Raw genomic sequence first — 24,527 nt, forward strand, 5'->3', positions numbered from 1 at the left:
CCTATTTTATTACTCCTATTATTTATTTTCATGATACATTTTGTATCATAAAATCTAGTTTAGCAATTTTTCGGGGTATTTTGTCACAAATTATAGGACAGCAATAATATTTTTCTCATACAACTTAATTACTTTCAAGTAAAGTAATTATAAGATAAAGTAATTTTCAATTCATTTACACATAATAAACAAACTACGCAATACTACAAACAAGTTGTTAACATTTGATAAATTTGTACGAGATAAAGATTTTTGGATTCCGAGAACAAAAATCAAAAAGTTGCGTTGAGCAAGCGGTGGATATTTTGCGAAATTGCAGCTACAGGTTCCATGAAAAAACGACTATAAAAAAGAAAAACCGCAGCGGTTGCTGCGGCTTTTCGCACAAATGGCGCCCCCGGAATAAATCCGGGGTGACAATTGCATTAGTTGCGTTCTTCGAACGCAGTAATCTTCGGCTCGGTCATAAAAACAAGCAAGTTTGTTTTCGCGACTCTCGCCTTTCGATTACTTTTTAGAACGATGGCTGTTCTTGATCCATTCAGTCTTGTGGACTTCCGGAATGTCATCGAGCAAGCGGAGCGTGTGCGGTTCGTTCGTGTTGTCGAGCACTTCAGCAGGAGTACCCTGGTTCACGATCTTACCGTCGTGCATGATGAAGATACGGTCAGAAACGTAGTTTGCAAGACCGATATCGTGGGTCACGAACACCACGGTCATCTTCAGCTCGTCTTTCAACTTGCGGAGGTAATCGAGGATGTTTGCACGAACGCAAGCGTCCACCATGGAGGTAGCTTCGTCAGCGATAAGGACCTTCGGACGGAGTGCGAAGATACGGGCGAGAAGCATACGCTGCATCTGACCACCGGAGAGTTCGAACGGATACTTGCCTTCGATATCAGCCGGGGTAACGTTCACAGCCATGAGGCCTTCGTCAACGCGGCGACGGACTTCTTCCTTGGACGGCTTGTCCTTGAGGATGTTGAGAGCGTCTTCGAGCTGGCTACGGATGGTGAAGAACTGGTTGAAGCAACCGAACGGGTCCTGGAAAACGGACTGGACTTCGTTCCAGTGGTCCTTCAAGTTCTTGATCGGCTTGTCGCGATAGAGGAACTGACCGCGAGTCGGCTGGTAAAGGCCGAGCATGATCTTTGCAAGCACGGACTTACCGCAACCAGAACCACCCACGATGGAGATGAATTCTTCGTCGTAGATATCGAAGGAAACGTCCTTAACGGCAGTCTTCAGGTTCTTGCCGGCACCAAAGTCCTTGCTGATGCGCTTGGCAGAAAAAACAATGGGCTTATCACTTTGCATAATCGCACCTCACGTCACGATCGCCGACAATGCGGAGATTCTGGGTATTCTTCTTGCAGTCCGGGCATGCCTTGCTGCAACGCGGAGCGAAGCGGCAGCCCACAATCTTGTTCTTGAGGCTCGGAGGAGCACCTTCGATAGCCACCGGATGGCGGCCACGCTGGCTAGCTTCGGTACTGAGCATAGCACCCATAAGAGCCTGCGTATACGGATGACGCGGATCCTTGACGACCTGTTCTGCGGTACCCTTTTCGACGATTTCGCCTGCGTACATGATGGCGATGTTGTCTGCCACATGGTAGAGGAGCGGAAGTTCGTGGGTAATGAAGATCATCGTCGAGAAGATGCCCTTGTCCAAGAGATCGAAAATCATCTTGATCACTTCCTTCTGCGTGGAAACGTCCAAAGCAGAAGTCGGTTCATCAGCGATAACCATTTGCGGGTTGAGCAAGGTAGAAATACCGATCACAGAACGCTGGCGTTCACCTGCGGTAAGCTGGATCGGATAGGAGTTCAACACGCGCTTCGTGTCCATGCCGAACAAGTCAAAGCGTTCACAAAGGCGGTCATAGACTTCCTTCATGTCGATTGCCTTGCCGGGCTGCTGGTGAGCAGCGATCACGTCGGCAGCGATATCCTTAATTTTGCGGACCGGGTTCAAGGCGTTGAATGCACCCTGCGGAATCATGGAAACCTTCTGAGCGAGAACGTTAGCACGAACATCTTCGATGCTGCGGTTCATGAGGGATTCCATCTTGTCGCCGCTCTTGACGCGAACGTCACCCGTTTCCGGGTAAAGCGGCGGGATGCACATGCCCATAAGGCCAGAAACGAGCGTGGACTTACCGCAACCAGATTCACCGGCGATACCGAGAATTTCCCCCTGCTTCATGGAGAAGGACACGTCTGTAACAGCGTGAGTCTTGTCTCCAAAACGGCCGAGGTAATAAAGACCCAAGTGGTCAACTTCAAAAACATTTTCAGACATTTTTTACCTCTTACTTGCGCAGGCGCGGGTTGAAGACGCCTTCCATGGAAGTATTGATCAGGTAGAGAGCAAACACCGTGAGGGTAACGACGATCGTTGCCGGGATGAAAGCAATCCAGATGGAGTCGGAGAGAGCACCGTTGTCCTTAGCCTGGTTCAAGATGATGCCGAGGCTAGTGGAATCGACAGGGCCAAGACCGATCATGGAGATGGAAGCTTCGGAAAGAATACCGGAAGACACCTGCATGATGAACACCATGAACACGTACGAGAGCAAGTACGGAAGCACATGCTTGATCACAATCGTCAAAGTCGATGCACCGTTGATGCGGGCAAGGGCGATGTGGTCGCGGCTACGGAGAGAAGATGCCTGAGCGCGAACGGCACGGGCAGACCAGCTCCAAGCGGTAAGACCGATGATGAGACCAATCAAAGTGAGGGAACGGCCATCCTTAACAGCGGAGCTGATAAGAACGAGAATCACGAACTGCGGGATAACGATGAAGATGTTGGTGAGCATGTTCAATACTTCATCAACCCAGCCACCGCGGAAACCGCCGAACAAACCGATAAGCACACCAATCGTCGTAGCAATGATACCAGCAACGAAGCCCACATAGAGAGAGCTGCGAAGACCGGCAATCAAGAGAGACACATAGTCGCGGCCGAGGTGGTCCGTGCCGAGCCAGTGAGCAGAGCTAGAACCTGCATACGGGCCAGCGACGATGTCACGGGCGTGGGTGTCAACGTTATAGAACAAAGGTCCAAAGATGGCGATGAGGAGCGTGAGCACAAAGATGGACACGCCGATCACGAACATCGGGGACTTGAGAAGGTTTCTTAAAAGCTTACCCATGATTACTTACCTCCCATCTGGAGACCGGCCTTGACACGCGGGTCAAAGACAGCGATCAAAACGTCAACTGCAAAGTTTGCAACGAGAACGCAAGTAGAAATCATCAAGGTGCAACCCTGAATTGTTGCGTAGTCGTTCTTCTGAATGGCATTGAGCATTGCCATACCGAGACCCGGATAAGAGAAGATCATTTCGGTAATGAGAGCACCACCCACCATGGCACCGAGGCTCTGGGCAAGACCAGTGAGCTGCGGAAGCATAGCGTTGCGGAACACGTAGCTGATGATTTTGCCTTCGCGGAGACCGAGCCACTTTGCATACTTCATATAATCAGTACCGAGTTCGTAAATGGACATGGAACGCATACCCGTTGCCTGACCCGAAAGAAGAATCGGGAACACAGAGAAGAACGGGAGCACGTAGTACCAGCTGACGCTCTTGAAGCAAGACCAGCTGAACGTGAGTTCCGGAATGTCCGGGCTATAAGCGCCCATAGCCGGGAACCAGCCGAGCGTGATGGAGAAGAATGCGACCAAGAGCATACCGAACACGAAGAACGGCACACCATTTAAGAACATGGCGCACGGGAAGAATACCTTGTCGAAAATGCCGCGCTTGTATGCAGCGAAAGCACCGAGAAGGTTACCCACAATCCAGCCGAGAAGAATCGTCGGAGCCTGGATAGCGAGCGTCCACGGGAGGGACTTCTTAATAACGTTTGTCACCGGTTCGTTGTTCTGGTAAGAGAGACCGAGGTCACCGTGGAACACCTTGCCGATATAGCTAAAGAACTGAGAAACTGCAGAGGAGAGCTTCGGATCGGTCTTCATGACCGGCTGATCGACCATGACGGTATCGATGCGTTCGGCCTGGACCTTTTCCATGACAGGAATCTTGTCAGCAGCAGCAACTTCTGCAGCAGCCTTGGCGCCCTTCTTGCCCTTCTTCATCTTGTGATGGTGATGACCCTTCTTGCCTTTCTTTCCCTTCTTGCCTTTTTCTACGGCAGAAGACTTTTCGACAAACACCGGGTTGCCAGCTTCATCGAGCTTCTGGCGTTCGACCATCACCGGATTACCGGCTTCGTCGACAACCTTGACAACGTTCACGACCGGCTGGCCGTTGGCGTCGAGCTGCGGAACCTTCTGCATCACGACATTGCCGTTAGCGTCCGTTTCCGGTTCATAGATAACGTTTCCATCCTTGTCCAATTCGGCCATACCGAAGGAAACAAGGAGTTCAGCCTTTTTCTTCTGAGCTTCAGTCGGAGAAAGGCCCTTACCGGCTTGACCCATGATGATGTCAACCGGATTGTTGTCGCCGAGACGCGGCAACGCAAAGTTGAGTGCCACTGCGCAGACGAAGGTCAGCAAGTACCAGAACGCCTTCTGCAGGACATAACGTAGCATAGGATATTGTTTAAGCATTTGTTGTCCTTTATCCTTTATTTAGCAAGCTTCAAGTTCCAAAGAGTCTTCGTGCCCGAAGCCACCCACGGAAGCTGAGCGGGAGCGTACGGGTTAGCAGCGGTCGGCCAGTTCGTCCAGACGCGGTCGCTGAATTCGTAGAACTGTTCCGGCAAGTAAACCAGCGGAATGGACGGCTGGTCTTCCATGAAGATCTTGTTCAATTCGCGGTAAGCAGTTGCGATAGAATCGGCGTTCTTCATGAGCGGGATTGCAGAAAGGAGTTTGTCCACTTCCGGACGGAAACCTTCGGTACCCGGCTGATTGTAACGGCCGATATTCGTGCCAGCCCAGGCGCCAAGCGGCTGCCAATCGCGGCTTGCCATGATTTCGTTGAAGCGGCTCCACGGAAGAGACGGAGTCACGTCAGCAACAGGCTTGTGCATGATGAGGTCGAAGTTACCGAGACCCATAGCCGGCCAGTAAGAACCGCCGTCCACGAAGCCTTCACGAATATCGATACCAGCCTTACGCATACCTTCAACAGCGATGGTCACCATAGCTTCCCAGTCGGTCCAGCCGTTCGGGCTCGTGATGTACATCGTCGGAATCTTTTCGCCCTTGGCATTTTCCATGTGGTCGAGCGTACCGTCGCTATTCCATACAGACTTGTAGCCTGCTTCGGAAAGCATCTGCTTCACAGTTTCGACGCGTTCCTTTTCGTCGGTGATGGTGAGCTTGACACCATACTTAGCGAGGTCTTCATCGCTAATGTACTTGCCTTCGAGATTGGTCGGCATGATGAGGCCCGGCTTGATCTGGTCCGTGTAGTCGGACACAGCGAACTTGCGGAGAGCCATGTAGTCAATAGCGGTTGCAAGAGCACGGCGGAAGCGCTTGTCGTTAAGCGGTTCCTTCATCGTGTTGATGATGAGCATCGGCATTGCACCCGGCAAGAAGTAAGGCGGTTCATTGAGCCATGTGTGCACGCCAGCGCCAGCCTTGCGGTTGATACGCGGGATGTAGCTCTGAGAAGCGTCGAGGTTGCCGCTACGCATAGCGATCGTGTTATGTTCGTTGTTCTTGTAAATCGGGTGAACGATATACTTCGGAGCAGGGAGCTTGCCTTCGTGGAGAGCGGCGTTGCCCCAGTAGTCGTCACGGCGTTCAAGAATAATCTTGTTCGGGTCAGCACTGCGGAGAGCGTACGGACCGGAAACAACCGGGTTCTGGTCCATCGGAAGTTTCTTCACTTCGTCCTTGGAGCCGAGCTTTTCGATAAGCGGTTCAAACACGTGAGCCGGAACGATACGGATGGCCTGCAACAAGTCCATCACAGAAAGCGGGTTATTACGCTGCTTCTTGTTGATAAGGAAAGCAATGCGTTCCACCTCACCTGCCGGTTCGGATTTAATAGTATCAACATGGATTGCGGAAATCTGTTCGCTAGTGTTGATGGAGCCCATCGTGTAGATGAACTTCACATCACGAGAAGTAACCTTTTCGCCATCGCTCCACTTTGCAGCCGGGTTCAAGTCAACAACGATGCTATCGTTGTTCTTGTTCACGAGCGAGCCGAGGAGAGATTCAATTTCACCCGTCAGGGAGTTGTACGTCAAAAGCGGTTCATACATCAAGTTGAAACGACCGCTCACAGGCCACGTCGTCATCCAGCTTTCTGCAAGGGGGTTGAACGTACCAGGAGCATCATTCTGCTGCCCAGACAAGTAGAGCGTTTCCTGACGCGGCAAAGAACCGCTGGCGAGCTCGTCTTGCGATGAGCTACCGCACCCAAAAAGTGCGCCAGTTGCCGAAAGCACCAAGGCCGTTCTAGCAATCGATTTCAGTCCAATCATTTGAGTCCTCTTAGAATAGGCCCACCTTGGGCCCTTTAATGAAAATTCGAATCTAATATAGATTATTCCTTTTAAAAATAAATTTGCGACTTAGTAAAAAAGCCTTGACGAAATTTAAATGAGTTTAGGAATTTTTACATTTACAAAAGTTTACTCAGAAAAGGCTAACGCCCTTAAATCCTTACAACATTTATTATGCAATCATGCGGGCGGGGCCCCAGCTCGGAGTTGCGAAGGCCGCACGGGCCCCTCCCTGCACCCTCCCCATCCTTGGCCGACGCTCTCATTCTCACAACAAAAAATACTTGTCGTTCTTTAACTAATCTTCCCGCTTTATCTATAAAAAAGCCACAAACAACGCTTATACATTATTTGTGGCAAAAATTTTCATGCTAATTTTTAGAATTTATAAGCTTTATAAATTCCTTTAGGCTTTACACCTTTTGACTGATATGAAAAATCATAGTATAGGCAAGTTCCATCAGGTTGAATAATAATTGCATAATCCCCCCAATCCCATCTTAAATCCAAACCTTGTCTATAAAAATACGCTTTCTCACCTTGAGAGCCTCCTCCGAACAAAACAAATCCATAACTCGGCCAATCCCTAAAATATCCCACCTGAAACCGTACTTTACTTGATTCTCCATACTTATCCACAGCATACCATCGTTCCACACCACCAAATTCAGTTTCAGAAACCATTTTCCCACTTAAAGCTAATTGTCTATCCTTTGGAGTAAATCCGATATACCCCGCACAGGACAAGATAAAGAAAGAAACCACAATTACAAGCAGGAAACCAACTTTATTTAACAAACATTTCATTTTTAATACAACCTTTGTCTATCAATACAAATTTAAATAACCGAAGCTATTAAGTCAAATTACATCTTCTGCCGCGTCACCACTAGCACAGTATTCGGCGACTTGTTCGCGGAGCTTTGTGCCACGGACTTTTCCAAGCAATTCTACGATATCTTCGAGCGGGGCGTCCATAAACGCTTCGGCGCTCTTGTACTTGCTCAGAATCTTGACGCGAGTTTCGTGCCCCACGCCGGGCATCTTGAGCCATTCGACTTCAAGGTCTTTCTTGCGTTTGCTACGCTGGTATGTAATTGCAAATCGGTGCGCCTCGTCGCGAGCATTCTGCAAAAGCTTTAGCGCGGGGCTTGTACGGTGCAGCACAATACTTTTGCGGTCATCGGGAAACACGATTTCTTCGAGGCGTTTAGCAAGCCCAATCAAAGGCAAATCCTTATCGTGACCGAGTTCCTTTAAAATTTGCATTGTGGCATCGACCTGACCTTTACCGCCATCACACACCCACAAATCAGGCATGGGGATTCCTTCATCTTCCAAGCGACGGATACGGCGGGTCATCACTTCGCGCATGCTCGCAAAGTCATCGACACCCGTTACAGTCTTGATAATAAACTTGCGGTAATTACTCTTGTCGGGGCGACCGTTCTTAAACGCAACCAAACTCGCCACCGTATTTGTACCGGACAAATGCGAAATATCCACGCACTCGATGCGGAACGGAGTCTTCTTTAAGCCGAGAACTTTTTGCAATTCAAAAACGCTGCTATCGATTTCGCTATACTTTTGCACTTCGGCGCGCATTTCCACGAGAATCATGTCCGCATTCGCTGCAGCGAGTTTCAAGAACCCGAGCTTTTCGCCGCGCTGCGGATTCGTGAGCACGACCTTGTGATTCGTCTTCGAGGCAAGCGCCTGTTCCATCGATTCGCGTTCCGCCAAATCTTCAGGCAGGGGCACATCCGTCGCAATTTCGCCGGGTATGAATTCCACGTCCATGTACCATTGCACAACCATCTGGCTGAAAATTTCAGTCTCGTCATCTTCGAGCTTACATTCCAAACGATAGTGGCGGCGCCCACAAAGTACACCATTACGGTATTCAAAAATCACCGCGGCGGCCATCGTGCCGTTACGCTTCAGCGAAATCACATCCATGCTGAGGCTTGCATCGGACACGTCTGTTTTTTGGTGTGCGCTCGTCGCCTTGAGCGCCTGAATGGCATCGCGCTTTTTTGCCGCGGTTTCGAAATCCATACGCTCGCTCGCTTCGAGCATTTCGCGTTCCCAGAGATCAATCAGGTCATCGCGTTTACCACCCAGGAGCATTTGAGTCTGCGCCACTTTTTTGCGATACTCTTCGCGGGTTACAAGACCTGCACACGGCGCTTCGCAACGGCCGATGTGATAATTGAGGCAAGGTCGCACGGGGCGATTAATCGGGAGCTTGAGTTTGCACTCCCTGATTTTGAACAACCTAGCAGCAATATCCTGCAACTGGCGGATCATGCGGGAACTCATGTACGGGCCGTAATACAGGCAGCCGTCTTTCTTCACGGAACGGCTCAGGAATAGTCGCGGGAAAGGTTCGTTCACGGAGAACGCCAAATACGGAAAGTGCTTGTCGTCCTTCAATAGCACGTTGTACTTGGGCGTATGCTTGCGAATCAAGTTCGCTTCGAGAATGAGCGCTTCAGTTTCGCTTTCCGTGATAATCCACTCGATGTCGCGGATGTACGGGAGCATCAAAGTGGCCGCCCGGTGACCGGCATGGTCACTCCCGTCGAAATAGCTCGACACGCGGTTCTTGAGGACCTTCGCCTTGCCAATGTAAATGATTTTCCCCTGAGCATTCTTCATGATGTAAACCCCCGGCAAAAGAGGGAGTTCTGCCAGTCGACGCTCAATATGTTCACTTACAGGGATCATGATTTTTAGAAGATAGAATTTTGCTGCGTTTTTACATTTTCTAACAATCTTGCAACATCAAAATTTTATATATCTTACATAGGTAAGATTGCACCCCCCGACATTTTAATATGGAGATAAAATGAATTTTGAAAGCATGAACTTGTTGTCGCAGAAAGTGGAAGGAGTCCTTGGAACGGTCCGCGCCCTGCGTGAAGAAAACGCAAAGCTGAAGCAGCTGCTCGAAGGCGCCAAAGCTCAAACCGAAGACCAGAAGAACCTGTTGGATTCCACCAACGCAAAGATTGCCGACTACGAGGCCGCACTCAATGCAAGAGCCAACCAAGCCGCAGCTCAGGACGAAGCCATCAACGAAAAAAGCCGCGCTATCGACTCCCTGAACGAACAGATTAACGAAAAGAACGGCATTATTGATTCCTTGAACGCTCAAATCAGTGAAAAGAACGGAATCATCGACTCTCTGAACGGACAAGTCGCCGAAAAAGAAAACGCCATCAACTCCAAGAATGAACAAATTAACGAGAAGAATGGTATTATCGATTCCTTGAACGGCCAGATTAACGAAAAGAACGGAATCATCGACTCCCTGAACGGTCAAGTCAACGAAAAGAACAGCATCATTGATTCCCTCAACGGCCAAACCAACGAAAAGAACAGCATTATCGATTCCCTCAACGGTCAGATCAACGAAAAGAACAACATTATCGACGATCTTAACGGCCAGATAAGCGAAAAGAACAATATCATCGATTGCCTGAACGGTCAAGTGGCCGAAAAGAACGATATCATTGACAACCTCAATAATCAAGTTCAGAGCCAGAGCAACGAAATCGCCGAAGCACAAAGCAAGTTCCAGCAGCTTCTCTCCACCATCGAGAACGAACTCGGCACCGAAATCAATCTCAACGAGCCGGCTGCAGAACAGGTCGAGGCCCCTGCAGCACAGCCCGAGAATAAACCGCAAGATGAAAACCCAGACCTGTTCGCGAGCAACGGAGGCTCGCAACCCGGTTTTTTCGGCTAAGGTGGTTGTTGGATAACGATCCATTCGGCGTAGGAATGAAATAATATGGCAAACGAGACACTTAGATCAGTCAGCATTAACGTCGCTCAAGAACGCATCCACATCCGCACGGACCTGCCCGATACGGACTTGAAAGAAATCGTCGATTTCATCGAAAGTCGTCTCGATAATTCCTCGAAATTTAAACTGGAATTGAAGAAGCAGCTCTGTTTACTCGCTGTGGAACTCACTTCTGAAATTGTCGAGTTGCGCAAGCAATTGCGCAAGGCCAAATCATATCACGACCTGATGGACAAGGATATTAGGGAACTTTCGCTCCAGTTGGACGAAGCGCTCCCTAAAGCCGACAACCAAGTTTAAGCTCAAGCGAATACATTTAATACACATAGCATAATCTCGGTATTTTTACCGAGATTTTTTTGCAATTATCCCCTTGTTTTTGGAGTATAAGAAACATATATTATAAGCGGGCATCCCACGGATTTTACACCCGATCTAACAGGAATAAATCAGCTCGTTGCTCTTGTGGTTCAGTTTAGGCGCGCATTGACGCGAAAAACAAATCCCCGAGGCGCTGCTATCATTGTAGATAAGTAGTTTCGAGTGTTCGCACCGTAGGAGATGCCCTTTTTTTTACCCTTTTTTATCGGCGCCAAATATTTATCGGGGCAAAAATGGAAATTTCCGAGAAGCTATCAGAACTTTTAAAAACTGCAGAAGACGAAGACATTTTCGACAAGGCTGTTGCCGGCTACTTACTCCCTGACGGTACAAGCAACATTGTCACACTGAACACCCCAGAAGATACCGTTTTTGACATAGCTTCGCTTACGAAGGTCTGCCCCACTTCGACACTTGCACTTTCGTACATTCTCGAAGGCAAACTTTCCATTGATGCCAAAGTTATCGATTTCATCCCGGAACTCAATACAAACTACCGTGACGAGATTTATATTTCGCACTTGCTCACGCACAGTCTGGATTACCGCGTCCCGATGAAAACGCTCCGAACCCTTTCGCCGGAAGGGATTCTCGATGCACTTTACACGTACCAGTTTGAAGCCGCTCCGGGTACAGTTTTCAACTACGGGAACCCCGCCAGCGTGCTGCTCGGGATTTTGTTGCAAAGACTTACGGGTAAGACTTTGCAAGAGCAGGGAAACGAGAGGTTCTTTACACCTCTCGGCATGACGCGTTCGGGTTACGACCCGCTCACCCGCGTCCCGAAATCAGAAATCGCGGCGACAGAACTCTGCGAGTTCCGCCACCGCGAAATCCAAGGCGAAGTTCATGACGAAAGCGCCTGGGTCCTACAAAAGCTATTCCCCGTCGGCAGTGCCGGCATGTTCAGCTGCGTGCCCGACTTGCTCAAGTTCATAAAGATGATTCTCATGGACGGAAAGTTCGAGGACAAGCAAATCGTCCCCGCCGGAATCCTGGACATCGTAAGCCACAACGCGCTCCCCGATAGCGTTGGCGCCTGCACCGCCCTTGGATGGGAACTGAATGCAAGCAAGTTCATGGGAACAAAAGTCTCGCCGCAAGCTTTCGGAAAAACCGGATTCACGGGCGCAAGCATCGTCGCCGACCCGGACAAGGGGGGTGCCCTCGTGCTACTCAGCAATTTCACCTACCCGCACCGCGAACCGAACGCAGACAGAATTCACGCGTTCAGGGCAGCACTCGCCGACGCATTCTTCGGGGAATTGCCTTAGAAGGTGTTAGGGAGATGCCCGATCAAGTCGGGCATGACAGCTGGGATGACTATATAAAAAAGGCTCGACAATGTCGAGCCTTTTTTGCACACTTGTTATAAGATTAGCGGCCAGCAGCCTTGCGGAGCATTTCCTTGCGCTGGGCTTCAGCAAACATCTTGGCCATTTCCATGCGGTTGTCAAGAATTTCCTTTTTCTTTGTTTCTTCCTTGCAGTTCACGCACTTGGTTGCCGTCGGCACGGCCAAAAGTCTAGCCTTCGGAATCAGCTGGTTGCAAACCTTGCAAATACCAAACGTTCCATTCTTGATACGCTTGAGGGCTTCTTCCAAATAAACAAGATACTTACCTTCGCGAGCAGCCAACGAGAAGTTGGTTTCGAGCGAATTGTAGTCCGTCGCGGAATCAGCGCCATCAGAATCGCCGCCATCACCAGACTGGGATTTTTGGCCCTGGAACACGTTTGCCTTTTCGGACTCGCTCTGGGCGGTCACAAGCTCACGTCTTTTTTCCAAAAGCAGCTCTTCAAAAAACTTAAGATCAGCATCGCTCATCTTTACGGGTTTCTTCTCAGCCATATTAAACTCCTTCTTTGTGAGTTACACTGTGATAAGCACCGCTTTAAATTATCTTTTTTTTACAAAAAAGAACAATTAAAATATTATTTTTTCAAAAAAAATGTTGATAAGTCGGTAAAAAAAAGGAGATGCCCGCACAAGTCGGGCATGACAAGTCTTTACCTAAGATAACGGAATCAGTAAAAACTAATCCCTATTAGCTAAAAAATATCTACGTTAAGCTTGAGCCCGTTCTTTTTCAGGTCCTGAAGCAACACTTTGAAATCCTTCATCAAGGTATCAAAGTCTTCTTTTACCTTGGAAGACTCTTCGAGGAACAATTTTGCCGAACCTTCGCTTTCGTCGAACTTAGACACCAGCGCTACAACAGATTCCTTAGAAACATTTGCTCGGTCCATCAAAGCGCGCACACGATCAATGAGTTCATTTGCCTTCGTTGCACTCTCGCCTCCGCGATCGGACAATTCCTGCAAAGAATGTTCCATTTTTTCGGCGACTTCGTGATAGCTATCGAGCAAGGAATCCACGCTAGATTTCCACTTGCGGACATCGGCCTTTGTCACACGAATAAGTTTCTTACCCTTTTTTGAAACGCGGTCTACACGTTTTCCGATTTCGCCCACAGTAATCGAATCAACAAAACTATTAATCATTTGTTGAAGGTTGTCAATATCCTCGAATACGGCGGCAAGGTTCTTCGTAATTCCAGAAGTTCCCTCGTCGTAAAGTCCACTGACGGTATCACCTTCGGCAACTAGCTTGCTAGAGTTTCCAGTGATGATGCTCATTTCGCGTTCGCCCATAAGGCCAGCCGTCACCAAACGGAATTCCGAATTCACGGGGATTTTTGCATCGGCAAGTACACGAGCCTTCACATAGACTGCTTCATCCGTGAGTTTCACATCAACAATCTCGCCCATAGCAATGCCACGGACACGGACAAGGTTGCCCGGAGAAAGCGTACCGATAGTCTCGTACTTGACCACAAACGAGTAGCGTTTATGGTAAGGGCTTGACGGATGGAAATAATAAGCCGCAAGCCCGCACGAGACCACGAGAATAATAAAGATTAAACTTGCAACAAAATTTTTCTTGATTTTAATCAGCAAACTATTCATAGAAAGACCAGTTCTGCGGATTAAAATCTAGCAAATCATCGGTAAATTCGCCCTTAGCCTTCGCCTTAATCTTTTGCAATAACGACTCGTTGAAATCCTTTGCCACGTTCTGGCCGCTCATTTTCATGAGGGCATTCATCGCAATGACTTCGGAAATCACAGTCATGTTCTTGCCGGGAGCCACAGGGAGCACCACCTTCGGGATGTTCACGCCCATGACGTTTTCTTCCATTTCGTTAAGGCCGGTGCGTTCGTACGAAACATCTTGGCGCCACTGCTGGAGTTCGACAATCATTTCAATCTTTTTCACCTTGCGGATTGCATGAATACCGAACATCGAGCGAATGTCCAAAATGCCAACGCCACGAATTTCCATGTGATGACGGATCAGCGGGTCCGGGCGACCAATAATGGACTTGCCCACATGGCTAATATGAACAACATCGTCAGCCACCATGCGATGCCCACTTTCAACAAGGTCGAGCACACATTCGGACTTACCGACGTTACTATCGCCCACGTAAAGCATGCCCACGCCATAAACATCCACGAGGCTTCCGTGAATAATGGCGTGCGGTGCAAAGAATTCTTCGAGAATTCTCTGGGCCATCTTGAAAAATTCAAAAGTGTGAAGCGTTGTCGAGAACAGCGGGACATGCAAGCGGTTGCACATCGCCTTGAGTTCTTCGTGCGGAGTCTGCGCATGCGTCACGACCCACATCGGGGCACGGAATACAGACAAATTTTCAAAAATTTTCGCACGAGCTTCTGGACCGACAGATTCCAGATAATTCCATTCCGTGTGGCCGACTATTTGAATCTGCTGGGAACTATAAACTTTAGTAAAACCCGCCATGGCAAGGCCAGGGCGGTGAAGTCCGCTTTCTTCGATGCATGATTCCATGTCCTCGTCGGGACAATGCTGCATCATTTGCAAATCTTTGCCGTAGCGGATAAAAAAGTCCCGCACCGGGAAGCGTTCCCGGTGCAGGATTTTTAGATCTTTCAACCTATCAGCCATTACGTCAATTCAGAAATCGGCTGAGCTCTATGATCGTTCTGCTTGTCGTTGGCCTTCTTGAGCTGGACCTTGATACGTTCAAGCGTTACATCAACGGCCTTGCCCATGTTTTCTTCATCGGCAGAAGCAACCACGACGGAACCTGTAATATTGACAGAAATTTCGCAGTGACGCTGGTGTTCGACTTCATGATCAAGAATTACAGAGGCGCTAGTGATATTCGGGTAAAATTTGGCCAATTTGTCCATTTCTTCCTGAATGCGGTCCTGAAGACCAGCCGATGCATTAAAATGACGAGCAGAAAACTGAATATCCATGATAAACCTCCGTATGTTAATGTTACGATTTATTTACGTTTAAAAACATTTTGGAACTTCCGTTCCGCAATTAAAGTATATACATCTTTTTGCGACAAAAGTCCACTACTAAATTGATTTTTATAGAAATAATCGTTCCACTTTGGAATATTCACTACCGTTTACGTTGATTTTTGGGCAGTATTTTCAGCTCTTTTTCGCGGTATTTAGCCACCGTACGGCGAGCCACCTTGATTCCCTGCTTCAAAAGTTCATCGCTGATGTCCTGGTCGGAGAGCGGAGAGGACTTGTCTTCTTCGTCAATGAGCGTCTTGATGGCATCGATAATCTGCGCAGAACCGACTTCTTCGGCATCCGGAGCTGTGCCTTGCTTCACACCTGATGTAAAGAATTGTTTAAGTTCATAGATGCCGTAAGGCGTTTCCACGTACTTTTGGTCGGTCGCACGCTGTACCGTACTCACCGCCAAATGGACATCGTCGGCGACATCCTGGAGAATCATCGGCTTAAGGAATGCGGGGCCGTTTTCGAAAAATCCGCGCTGACGCTTGACAATCGAACGCATCACAAGCTCAATCGTCGAGAAGCGGTTATCGACAGCCTTGATGAGATCATTCGCCTTTGCAAGCTGCGCCTTCACGTATTCCTTGTCCTGCTTCGATGCAGACGGGTCCATGAGAATCGCCTTGTACGTCTGATTGATGCGCAGCGACTTCTGCATCTTGGTCTTGAAGCAAATAACTTCGTAATTGCCCTTCTTTTCGACAACCTTCAAATCCGCATTGATAATGTGCGAATACGAATGTGAAAGTTGGAAGCCTGGGTGCGGGCGCAAACGCGAGAGGCTTGCAACAGCTGCCTTGACTTCGTCGGCGGAGACGTTCAATGCCTTTGCAATTTTTGCATAGCGGAGCTGCAAAAGATTCTCGTATTCTTCTTCGAGAATGCGAATAGCAAGACTCGGGAAATTCGGAATGGCGTATGCCTGGATCAAGAAACATTCACGCTGGTCGCGGGCGCCAATGCCGCTCGGCTTGAAGGACTGCAAAACGTGAACCGCCTCGCGTACCGGGAGACTTGCGTCTTCGAGCTTGAGTTCTCCGCGGAGCACTCGTTCAATCTCGTCGATGTACTTGTCATCGGACTTCACAACCATAGCTTCGGAAGCACTGTCGCGGTTGACATCGCAAAGGAACCCATCATCGTTAATCGAGTTGATGAGGTACTGCACCAACTTGCGGAAATGCTCTTCGGTCACGCCGTTTTCTTGAAGCTGTTCCTGCAATTCACGGGTGCCGTTCCAAAGGCGGAGCTGGTCTTCGAGCTGTTCCTGCAAGCTCTTGCCCACGTCCTTGATCGGGCGGTCCCAATCTTCGTCCGGATCTTTCCCGCCTGAATTCAAATCGTTAAAGGGAGCATCATCGTACGATGTGCCATCGCCCAAATAGCTATCCCAGTTCACATCCGAAGATTCGCCGTCGAGGTAACTGCTATCGACATCGGCGGTATCGTCCAAGGAACCGCGAGCCATGTCCTCGATATCATCAGGATATTCATCTGAATCCGCACGCGGGTCAAGTTCTTCCGGGTCCTTGTCGACGGGAACTTCCTGATCGTCAAAGTCGCCATCGTCCACTTCCAAAAGCGGGTTGACTTCGACTTCTTCCTTGATGGCGGTTTCCAGTTCCTGCGAAGTTTTCTGAAGCATTTTCACAGACTGGAGAAGCGCAGGAGATAGCGTCTGCTCCTGCGTCTGTCCAATATTTGCCTGCATTCCAAGATTCATAAAAACTCCTAATCCAAACGGAAAGAATCACCGAGATAAATGCGACGCGCTTCCGGGTCTTCAGCCAAATGCTGCGAAGAACCTTCGGTAAGCACCTGGCTCTTGTACATAATATAGGCACGGTCGGTAATCGAAAGCGTTTCGCGCACGTTATGGTCGGTAATGAGAACGCCCATGCCGCGATCCTTGAGTTCCGAAATGATAGACTGGATGTCGGCAACGGCAATCGGGTCAATGCCCGCAAAAGGTTCATCGAGCAAGAGGAACGACGGGTCGCTTGCAAGTGCACGTGCAATTTCCAAACGGCGGCGTTCGCCACCGGAGCAACTCATAGACTTTGTTTTGCGGATGTGCGTAATCTTGAATTCTTCAAGGAGCTGTTCCAACTTCTTTTTGCGCTCGGCACGTTTCATGTCTTGCGTTTCGAGAATCGCCATAATGTTATCTTCAACAGAAAGTTTGCGGAAGATAGACGCTTCTTGCGGGAGGTAGCCCACGCCGAGACGGGCACGCTTGTACATCGGCTTGTCCGTCATCTCGATATCGTCCAAAAAGATGTGGCCTGCATCCGGGCGGACCATGCCCACAATCATATAGAACGTGGTTGTTTTTCCGGCACCGTTCGGACCAAGAAGGCCGACGATTTCGCCCTGCGAAACTTGAATGGAGACATCGCTCACCACCTGACGGTGGCCATAAATCTTGCGCAGTTTGTCGGTGCGTATTGTGCTGACCAAATTTTTCACTGTGCTTCCTCCGTTTTCGCAGTTTCGCCCGTTTTCGCAGCCTCTTCAGCCTGCTTCGCCTTGTTCTTACGACGGAAAAGGTTTCTCAGTTTTCCATCGTTGACCGCTTTTTTAACTTCCGCCGAATCCGCTTTTATCGAACTTTTTTTCGCATTCGGTTCATTTTTCGAAAGCGAATCCAGTTTTGCGAGAGAATCTCTCTTGGCGTTTTCCTTGATGCGGTTCGCTTTTTCCAAATCGATGTATCGCCCGCTCGCGTTCGTTTTGCGACCCATGAGTCTGAGCGACTTCACGGCATTTTTCTGCGCATCGAACAAGATATGGATGGTATCGCCGGTCGCTTCGTTTTTGCCAGAAACAGTCCTATCTTTTTTCACATAAAAGTAAGTGCTCTGCGCCTTGCCCGAAACAACAGCCCTATCCATGCGGCCTTTTTTAAAATACAAATCTAGGCGGTCGCCGTCCATCAAATTTCGATAGTCTTTTAAATCCGTCTCGTAGAAAAATCCCTTAGCGTTCAAGTTCACGTAAAGGCGTTCAATTTTTCCTTTTTTAAATTCGCAGTAGAGCGTGTCGCCAAAAGCTTCGGTCACGTTGCCGGGATTACCGCGTTTGGGCGCTTCGTTCTGGATGCCGTGAGCATTGCGGATTACAAGTGCGGACTTGAGCATTTTGCCCGTTTCGTCGAGCACAAGGAAAATGGAATCGCCCGTGAGGTGATAATTCTTCATGTCGCAAGTCGGGTGGCCCTTCATGCTGAGCCAGTTATCTTTGCGATTAAAGTAACCCGTATCGCAAGTGACGACCAAGTCTTTTTGCGTGAGCTTCACATCTTGATAGGCTTGCGCAAAACTGTTCTTCTTGTCGAAAATAAGGGAACGCGATGAAATCGTCACCGTGTCCACGCTCCCGTCTTTTTGCTTTTCGTACTGGTAAAGGCGTGGCGACATCGGGATTGTCACGATGTCCTCCTTGCGGTCGTACTTGAGGTATTGCCCTGTCATGAGGTAATTGCCCGCGGAATCACCTGCGCTCACTTCGCCGGAGGCGATTGCAATTTCGCTCTTTCTCTGGTAAGAACCATTCCTAGCACGGACAAAACCGGACGGGTGCGTGAAGAGGAATCCGCCGCCACATTCAACCGTTTCGCTGTTGCGGTTCCAAGAAGCGCGCTGCGTTCTGAAAGCGACACTATCGTGAACAAAGTGGACGTTACCAGTCAAGATAAGCGTACCGCGTTTGCGCGCGACTTCGAGATTGTCGGCGTGGTACATGATAAGCGGCGACGACTGCGCAAAAGCAAGGGCCGCGGTAAACAACAAAAGGGAGATGCCAGCGCAAATTCGACGAGAATTGCCGCATGCCGAGAGGATGGCGAACTGTTTAAAAAGCTTCGTCATTTGGCCGCTCCCGAATTTGATTTAGGGAGGAGCTTCTGCTGAATTGCGGCGGGATTCTGAGCTGCAGGACGTGGCGGAGCAACAGGCTTCGGACTCTGCGAAGGTGACGAAGTGGGCTTGACCGGAGTGGGCTTTGCAGCCGGAGCAGGCTTAGCCACTGGAGCTGCCTGCGAAGAAGAAGATGGCGGAGCGTTCAAACGTTCAGCCTCGGCCTGTCGTTTGTCTTCATCCTTCATGCGCTTGGCGGCATCCTGGAAAATGCCCGTGACATTCGAAAGAATTTTCCAGTTGTCGAACTGCGCATCGCTTTCAAAACCTACCCCTTGCAACACGTCGCCATCTTCGGACACGACGCGCACATAACTAGCGGTTCTGACCAAATTATCTTTCTTGTTCCAAAGGAGCGAATCTGCACGGACCGAAGCGCCCTTGGGAGTCAATGCATAAACGTGACCATAAGCGTAAACGTACGTGAACGTCATGTCGAGACTGCCGGAGTCCGCACGCAAGAACGCCACACGCTCGCCGATGGAATCGTAAATGTCCACGAACACCGGACGCACGGTCACGATTTCTTTGTCAGCCCAGCGTTCGAGATAAGCGGTTTTGAGGCGCCAGTTGAGCACACCCTTGTCGTAACTGTCGAGAAGGGTCGTATCGGTAAAGAGCATCTGCGGGCGCTCGACGCGAATCCAAGGTTTGGGTTCTTCGATTTCTTCGCAACCGAGGAAAAATACCGCCAAAATGGCACAAGCAAGAACGCCCCACAAGCGAGAAGCTTTGCGGGATGCTTTACGAGATGCGTGGGACGCATAACGAGACGTCGCCGGGCAAGATGCCGGCGCAAGAGCATTCTTTATGTTCTGCAAAAATTGTGCCACAAACACAAATTACAAATATAAAAGCACGTTATTTAGGGTTTTCACGGAAATTTGAGGGAATTTGGGCGATTTTCCTCGTGACAAGCTCCATTTCTGCAGGACTCAATCCGAGATATTCGTCAACATCCCCTACTTTCCACCCTTTCTTTTCCAACTTTTGTTTCTTTAATTTGTCCATAAGTTAAAGGATCTCTCATTTCAGTCATTTTCTATTTTCTTTCGTTCCACTTCTAGCTGAATTTCCGACTGAAGAAATTCTGCGTATTCCTTTTCAAAAGCCATCTTCTGTTTCAGGTCAGACATAACCCTTTCAAAAGTTGATTTCATCTTTTTCATAACAGACGCACTCCTCATACTAAAAGTATCATCCCTTTAATGTGGAGTCAAGGGAGCGATTTTCAAGAGATAACCAAAACATTCATTACAGCCAATATCAAAAGTATTGATTTGTAATGACATTTATAGTATATTTAATAAAAAAAAGGAGTCGAACATGGCGACATTGCAATTAAGAGTAGATGATGAATTGAAGAAAAAGTCAGACGACTTGTTCCAATCGTTGGGTTTGGACACATCCACCGCTATTCGCATTTTTTTGACATTCGCTATCGAAAAGAACGGCATACCTTTCGATGTACGCCACGCCCCTGAAGATTTATCTCTTGAAAAGGCAATTAGCGATACACGGAAGCAAGAAAATCTGCACGGGCCCTATTCATCTGCACAAGAAGCCGTAGCCTCCATGCTGGAGGATTAAGTTTGTACCAAATCAAATACACCAACAGAATGAAGCACGATGTCAAGACCATGCAAAAACGTGGCAAGGATTTAAATAAGCTCGTCACAGTCCTTGACAAACTATCTAAAAACATTCCTCTTCCTCCCAAATGCCACGACCATCAACTAGTTGGCAGTCTGAAGGACTTTAGAGAATGCCACATTGAACCCGATTGGCTTTTGATGTACCAAATAATCAACGACGAACTAATCCTTTCCGCTACCGCAACAGGAACACACGCTGATTTGTTTGGGAAATAACACAATAAAGAAAAAAGGACTGCGCGGGGGCAGTCCTTTTGAAATGTTACTGGATCCTTCACTTCGTTCAGGATAACGCTAAAAAAAGGCGACCCCGGCACAGTGGCCGGGGCGACATTGCAAAGGCGAGAGCCTTTGTTACTTAGCCTTCGCGGCCGAGCATGAATGCTTTCTTGTTGCCTTCGTGGAACTTTTCAGCGAAGAGCTTGTTCAAAGCGACGGTCCACTGATCGACAGTGAAGTCGAAGTACTTGGAGAGCTTGCCGAGCATGGCGACATTCAAAGCCTTTACGTTTTCGAGCTTCGAAACATCGATATCAGCCGGAGTGAGGAGCACGCCACCCTGCTTCATGTAGGCTTCGTTCACGACAACCTGCGTTTCGTCAAAGACGACGAGGTAGTCGGCTTCGCCGCACGGGATCATCGGGGACTGCACTTCTTCATCTTTTGCAAAGCGCACGTCAGAAGCGATGGAACCGCCGCGCTGGCTCATGCCATGGACTTCGGCTTTTTTCACATCGTAACCTTGTTCGAAAACGAGTTCGGCCATCACGTCACTAGCCTTGATAACACCTGTGCCACCGAGGCCTGCAAATTTAACGTTCATTACGCTCATAATTATTCAACCTCTCTATTAAAAGTTATTGTTCTTCTTGGCAGCGGCTTCTGCTTCGGCGAGGGCCTTTTCGGCCTTTTCCTTGTTCGCCTTGTCCCAGGCAAGAATGCTCTTGAGGGCGAGAATGCAGGGGCTCTTAGCGACGATCAAAGTGAGTTCGTCCTTTTCGAGGGATTCCTTCACGAGGCGCTTGAATTCTTCCGGTTCCTTGACCTGGTTCACTTCGTAGACGTTGTCGAAACCGGCGACCTTTGCAACTTCCTTGTAGTCAATCTTGTATGCCGGAGAGTGGTCGAGGTGACGGCCCGTACCCGGGTGTTCCTGCTGACCGGTCATAGCAGTAATGCTGTTGTCGAGAATGATAACGACATGGCCAGTTTCCGGACGGTTGTAACCAGCTTCCACAAGGCCGGTGATGCCGCTGTGAACAAACGTAGAGTCGCCAATGACGGAGACAACGCGCTTTGCCTGTTCGCGCGGGAGCACATTGCGGAGGCCGATACCCATACCGATAGCGGCCCCCATGTCAATCATGTAGTCCATGGCGCTGATGGGCGGGAGAGCGGCGAGCGTGTAGCAGCCGATGTCACCGGAAACGATGCAGTCGAGTTCCTTGAGAACTGCGAAGGAGCTGCGATGCGGGCAGCCCGGGCAGAGCATAGGCGGCTTACCCTTGACCGGAACCGGATCCGGGTTCTTGTCGCCTGCGATAATGCGGCGGACGCGGTTCACGTCGAGTTCACCAAAGCGGAAAATCGGGTCAAACTTGCTTTCGCACTGGATGCCTGCGGCCTTGATGTTTTCAGCAAGCCACGGGTCGTTTTCTTCGATGACCATGAGGCGCTTGCCTTCGAACTTCTTCGCGAAATCCTTGATGAGCTGCATCGGAAGCGGATAAGTCATACCGAGCTTGAGGATGCTTGCTTCCGGGGCGGCTTCGCGGACGTGGTGGTAGCTAATGCCGCTCACGATGATACCGAAGTCTGCGCTGCGCATTTCGACCTTGTTCGGGCCTTCGGCAACGTTCCAGGCTTCCATTTCGTCCATCTTGGCGCGGAGGCGACGGCCAGCCGGCTTCGAGAAGCCCGGCACCATCACGTGCTGGGCGATATTGCGTTCAAAGTTCGGCACCATTGCCGGGAGTTCTTCCTTCGGCACGACGATGGACTTGGAATGGTCCACGCGGGTGGTCATGCGGAGGATGACAGGAATCTTGAACTTTTCGCTCGTCTGCATGGCGATGCGGAAGAAGTCGTAGGCTTCCTGGGAGTTGGACGGTTCGAACATCGGGCAAACGGATGCCTTAGCGTGGTTACGCGTATCCTGTTCGTTTTGGGAGCTGCCCTGACCCGGGTCATCGGCAACAATCCACACCATGCCGCCATCGACACCCGTGTAAGTTGCAGTATAGAGAACATCACTTGCCACATTCAAGCCAACCATCTTCATGGTGACAACACTGCGGGCATGTCCAAAAGCGGCACCGAGAGCGACTTCGGCAGCGACCTTTTCGTTCGGAGCCCACTGGGCATAGCCACCCAGTTCAGAGTAATCTTCCAAGATTTCGGTGGACGGAGTTCCCGGATAACCTGCGGCAAGCTGCACATTGCAATGACGCATGGAAAGGGAAATGGCTTCGTTACCCGAAATCAGCATCTTTTTCGCATTTGGATCAAAAGCTGGCATGATATTCCTTTTTTGTTTTAATCGTTTTTTAAACGAACGCAAATATAGAAAAAAACTATTTTGCGCATCCTTGGCACGGACTTCAAGAAACGCGAAAACAAGAAGTAATTTTTTGTTATATATTATTAAGGTTTTAACTATGTATAAAACTCCGAAAAAGGAGATGCCCGAACAAGTCGGGCATGACAAGTTTAGGATTAAAAAAAGAGGAATAAAATGATTGTTTCAGATTTTAGCGAAAGCATTAAGTTCGTTGGGGTGGATGACCGCGAGATTGATTTATTTGAGGGGCAGTACAAGGTTCCTGACGGAGTTTCGTACAATTCCTATGTGATTTTTGACGAGAAGATTGCGGTCACGGATTCCGTAGACGCACACAAAGTAAGTGAATGGTTGACAAATGTTGAAAATGCATTGCAGGGTAAAACACCCGACTATCTGATTGTCCACCATTTGGAACCCGACCACGCTGGCGGTTTTCTCGATTTCATCAAGAAGTACCCGGACGCCACTATCGCAGCATCAGCAAAAGCGCTTGCGTTCATTCCGCAGTTTGTCAAACTCCCGGAAGGTACAAAGACGCTCACGCTCAAGGATGGCGACACTCTTTCGCTCGGCAAGCACACGCTAAAGTTTATCGCAGCCCCGATGGTCCACTGGCCCGAAGTCTTGCTCAGCTATGACGAATCCGAAAAGATTCTGTTCTCCGCTGACGCATTCGGCACGTTCGGGCTCTCCGGTAAACTCGGCGAAGACTGGGTGAGCGAAGCGAGACGCTACTACATCAATATCGTCGGGAAATACGGCATGCAGGTGCAGAACGTCTTGAAAAAACTCGCCGGCATCGAAGTCAAGACAATCTGCCCATTGCACGGTCCGGTTCTTACAGACAATTTAAGTTTTTACATTGACAAGTACAACACCTGGAGCAGCTATACGCCAGAAACGCAGGGCGTGTTTGTCGCCTACGCAGGCGTTTACGGCCACACGGCAGAAGCCGCGAAGAAGCTCGTCGAATCGCTCCGCGAAAAAGGCGTTGACGTGACGATTATGGATTTAGCCCGCACATATTCTTCGGAAACAGTCGCACAGGCATTCCGCTACAGCCATCTCGCCGTATGCGCGACAACGCTTGACGCCGGGCTCTTCCCCGCTGCCGAAAAGTTCCTCACGCACATCAAGGCGAAAAACTACAGCAACCGCAAAGTGGGCATTGTCGAAAACGGCACTTGGGCTCCGATGGCAGCAAAGAAAATGCACGAGATTCTCGACACGCTCAAGAACGTGACATTCTGCGAAACAACGGTCTCGCTCAAGTCCGCACTTGACGAAACGTCATCCGCGAAGCTTGAAGAACTTGCTGTAGAATTCGCAAAGGATTTGGGGAAAGCGTAGTCAAAGACAACCCGTGCGAGGTGACATGTTGCA

Annotated in this window: 24 protein-coding genes; 6 read left to right on the forward strand and 18 right to left on the reverse strand. The window is 49.3% G+C overall.

Going from position 1 to position 24,527, the window contains the following annotated elements:
• Nucleotides 1-507 precede the first annotated feature (507 nt).
• The 7 genes from BUA34_RS11895 to uvrC form a co-directional block, all read right to left on the reverse strand.
• Nucleotides 508-1,317: an ABC transporter ATP-binding protein gene (locus tag BUA34_RS11895; protein WP_072829887.1), complete on the reverse strand. Its 810-nt coding sequence runs from the start codon at nucleotides 1,315-1,317 to the stop codon at nucleotides 508-510.
• On the reverse strand, nucleotides 1,307-2,305 hold the full coding sequence (locus tag BUA34_RS11900; RefSeq protein ID WP_072829889.1) for an ABC transporter ATP-binding protein: 999 nt from the start codon (nucleotides 2,303-2,305) through the stop codon (nucleotides 1,307-1,309). Before BUA34_RS11900 ends, BUA34_RS11895 begins: the two co-directional genes overlap by 11 nt.
• A 10-nt stretch (nucleotides 2,306-2,315) precedes the next feature.
• Nucleotides 2,316-3,161, reverse strand: a complete 846-nt coding sequence (locus BUA34_RS11905) for an ABC transporter permease (protein WP_072829891.1) — start codon at nucleotides 3,159-3,161, stop codon at nucleotides 2,316-2,318.
• Nucleotides 3,162-3,163: 2 nt separating this feature from the next.
• Nucleotides 3,164-4,588 (reverse strand): ABC transporter permease, encoded by a 1,425-nt coding sequence (locus tag BUA34_RS11910; protein ID WP_072829893.1) that lies wholly within the window; start codon nucleotides 4,586-4,588, stop codon nucleotides 3,164-3,166.
• Between the two features lie 17 nt (nucleotides 4,589-4,605).
• Complete coding sequence (locus BUA34_RS11915; protein WP_072829895.1) at nucleotides 4,606-6,423, reverse strand: ABC transporter substrate-binding protein; 1,818 nt, start codon at nucleotides 6,421-6,423, stop codon at nucleotides 4,606-4,608.
• A 399-nt stretch (nucleotides 6,424-6,822) separates the two neighbouring features.
• Complete coding sequence (locus tag BUA34_RS11920; RefSeq protein WP_072829897.1) at nucleotides 6,823-7,251, reverse strand: hypothetical protein; 429 nt, start codon at nucleotides 7,249-7,251, stop codon at nucleotides 6,823-6,825.
• Nucleotides 7,252-7,305: 54 nt separating this feature from the next.
• On the reverse strand, nucleotides 7,306-9,174 hold the full coding sequence (gene uvrC, locus BUA34_RS11925) for an excinuclease ABC subunit UvrC (RefSeq protein ID WP_072829899.1): 1,869 nt from the start codon (nucleotides 9,172-9,174) through the stop codon (nucleotides 7,306-7,308).
• A 121-nt stretch (nucleotides 9,175-9,295) separates the two neighbouring features.
• On the opposite strand from uvrC, the gene BUA34_RS11930 reads away from it, so the two are divergent.
• From BUA34_RS11930 to BUA34_RS11940, 3 genes are all read left to right on the forward strand, one after another.
• The gene (locus BUA34_RS11930; RefSeq protein WP_072829901.1) at nucleotides 9,296-10,198 is read left to right on the forward strand and encodes a coiled-coil domain-containing protein; all 903 of its coding nucleotides are present in this window, start codon (nucleotides 9,296-9,298) and stop codon (nucleotides 10,196-10,198) included.
• Nucleotides 10,199-10,243: 45 nt separating this feature from the next.
• Nucleotides 10,244-10,558 carry a hypothetical protein gene (locus BUA34_RS11935; RefSeq protein WP_072829903.1) on the forward strand — a complete coding sequence of 105 codons (315 nt, stop codon included), beginning with the start codon at nucleotides 10,244-10,246 and terminating at the stop codon, nucleotides 10,556-10,558.
• Between the two features lie 314 nt (nucleotides 10,559-10,872).
• Nucleotides 10,873-11,913, forward strand: coding sequence for a serine hydrolase domain-containing protein (locus BUA34_RS11940; protein ID WP_072829905.1), 1,041 nt, complete (start codon nucleotides 10,873-10,875; stop codon nucleotides 11,911-11,913).
• 103 nt (nucleotides 11,914-12,016) lie between these two features.
• Here BUA34_RS11940 and BUA34_RS11945 read toward each other — a convergent pair whose 3' ends face one another.
• From BUA34_RS11945 to BUA34_RS15940, 9 genes are all read right to left on the reverse strand, one after another.
• Nucleotides 12,017-12,490 (reverse strand): TraR/DksA family transcriptional regulator, encoded by a 474-nt coding sequence (locus tag BUA34_RS11945; RefSeq protein WP_072829907.1) that lies wholly within the window; start codon nucleotides 12,488-12,490, stop codon nucleotides 12,017-12,019.
• 200 nt (nucleotides 12,491-12,690) lie between these two features.
• Nucleotides 12,691-13,608: an MlaD family protein gene (locus tag BUA34_RS11950; RefSeq protein WP_072829909.1), complete on the reverse strand. Its 918-nt coding sequence runs from the start codon at nucleotides 13,606-13,608 to the stop codon at nucleotides 12,691-12,693.
• On the reverse strand, nucleotides 13,601-14,629 hold the full coding sequence (gene hprK / locus BUA34_RS11955) for an HPr(Ser) kinase/phosphatase (protein WP_072829911.1): 1,029 nt from the start codon (nucleotides 14,627-14,629) through the stop codon (nucleotides 13,601-13,603). The genes BUA34_RS11950 and hprK overlap by 8 nt, the downstream gene beginning before the upstream one ends.
• Nucleotides 14,629-14,946 carry a ribosome hibernation-promoting factor, HPF/YfiA family gene (gene hpf, locus BUA34_RS11960; RefSeq protein WP_072829913.1) on the reverse strand — a complete coding sequence of 106 codons (318 nt, stop codon included), beginning with the start codon at nucleotides 14,944-14,946 and terminating at the stop codon, nucleotides 14,629-14,631. Before hpf ends, hprK begins: the two co-directional genes overlap by 1 nt.
• Before the next feature lie 154 nt (nucleotides 14,947-15,100).
• Nucleotides 15,101-16,732, reverse strand: coding sequence for an RNA polymerase factor sigma-54 (gene rpoN / locus BUA34_RS11965; RefSeq protein ID WP_072829916.1), 1,632 nt, complete (start codon nucleotides 16,730-16,732; stop codon nucleotides 15,101-15,103).
• Between the two features lie 8 nt (nucleotides 16,733-16,740).
• Entirely contained in the window at nucleotides 16,741-17,469 is a 729-nt protein-coding gene (gene lptB, locus BUA34_RS11970; RefSeq protein ID WP_014545959.1) for an LPS export ABC transporter ATP-binding protein, read from the reverse strand.
• Nucleotides 17,470-17,474: 5 nt separating this feature from the next.
• A complete protein-coding gene (locus BUA34_RS11975; protein ID WP_254794457.1) occupies nucleotides 17,475-18,878 on the reverse strand; it encodes a hypothetical protein in 1,404 nt (467 codons plus the stop codon).
• Entirely contained in the window at nucleotides 18,875-19,747 is an 873-nt protein-coding gene (gene lptC / locus BUA34_RS11980; protein ID WP_254794458.1) for an LPS export ABC transporter periplasmic protein LptC, read from the reverse strand. Before lptC ends, BUA34_RS11975 begins: the two co-directional genes overlap by 4 nt.
• A 210-nt stretch (nucleotides 19,748-19,957) precedes the next feature.
• The gene (locus BUA34_RS15940; RefSeq protein WP_175545458.1) at nucleotides 19,958-20,095 is read right to left on the reverse strand and encodes a hypothetical protein; all 138 of its coding nucleotides are present in this window, start codon (nucleotides 20,093-20,095) and stop codon (nucleotides 19,958-19,960) included.
• A gap of 157 nt (nucleotides 20,096-20,252) precedes the next feature.
• Here BUA34_RS15940 and BUA34_RS11985 point away from each other — a divergent pair, with 157 nt between their 5' ends.
• A complete protein-coding gene (locus tag BUA34_RS11985; RefSeq protein WP_072829918.1) occupies nucleotides 20,253-20,516 on the forward strand; it encodes a type II toxin-antitoxin system RelB/DinJ family antitoxin in 264 nt (87 codons plus the stop codon).
• Between the two features lie 2 nt (nucleotides 20,517-20,518).
• Complete coding sequence (locus BUA34_RS11990; protein ID WP_072829920.1) at nucleotides 20,519-20,797, forward strand: type II toxin-antitoxin system YafQ family toxin; 279 nt, start codon at nucleotides 20,519-20,521, stop codon at nucleotides 20,795-20,797.
• Nucleotides 20,798-20,939: 142 nt separating this feature from the next.
• Here the strand turns inward: BUA34_RS11990 and BUA34_RS11995 are convergent, their stop codons facing one another.
• Both BUA34_RS11995 and BUA34_RS12000 read right to left on the reverse strand, forming a co-directional pair.
• The gene (locus BUA34_RS11995; RefSeq protein WP_072829922.1) at nucleotides 20,940-21,413 is read right to left on the reverse strand and encodes a 2-oxoacid:acceptor oxidoreductase family protein; all 474 of its coding nucleotides are present in this window, start codon (nucleotides 21,411-21,413) and stop codon (nucleotides 20,940-20,942) included.
• A gap of 18 nt (nucleotides 21,414-21,431) precedes the next feature.
• The gene (locus tag BUA34_RS12000) at nucleotides 21,432-23,099 is read right to left on the reverse strand and encodes a thiamine pyrophosphate-dependent enzyme (protein WP_072829924.1); all 1,668 of its coding nucleotides are present in this window, start codon (nucleotides 23,097-23,099) and stop codon (nucleotides 21,432-21,434) included.
• 216 nt (nucleotides 23,100-23,315) lie between these two features.
• Here BUA34_RS12000 and BUA34_RS12010 point away from each other — a divergent pair, with 216 nt between their 5' ends.
• Nucleotides 23,316-24,494 carry an FprA family A-type flavoprotein gene (locus BUA34_RS12010; RefSeq protein ID WP_072829928.1) on the forward strand — a complete coding sequence of 393 codons (1,179 nt, stop codon included), beginning with the start codon at nucleotides 23,316-23,318 and terminating at the stop codon, nucleotides 24,492-24,494.
• Nucleotides 24,495-24,527: the final 33 nt, after the last annotated feature.

The sequence above is a fragment of the Fibrobacter sp. UWB12 genome (assembly GCF_900142485.1).
Classification (GTDB): domain Bacteria; phylum Fibrobacterota; class Fibrobacteria; order Fibrobacterales; family Fibrobacteraceae; genus Fibrobacter.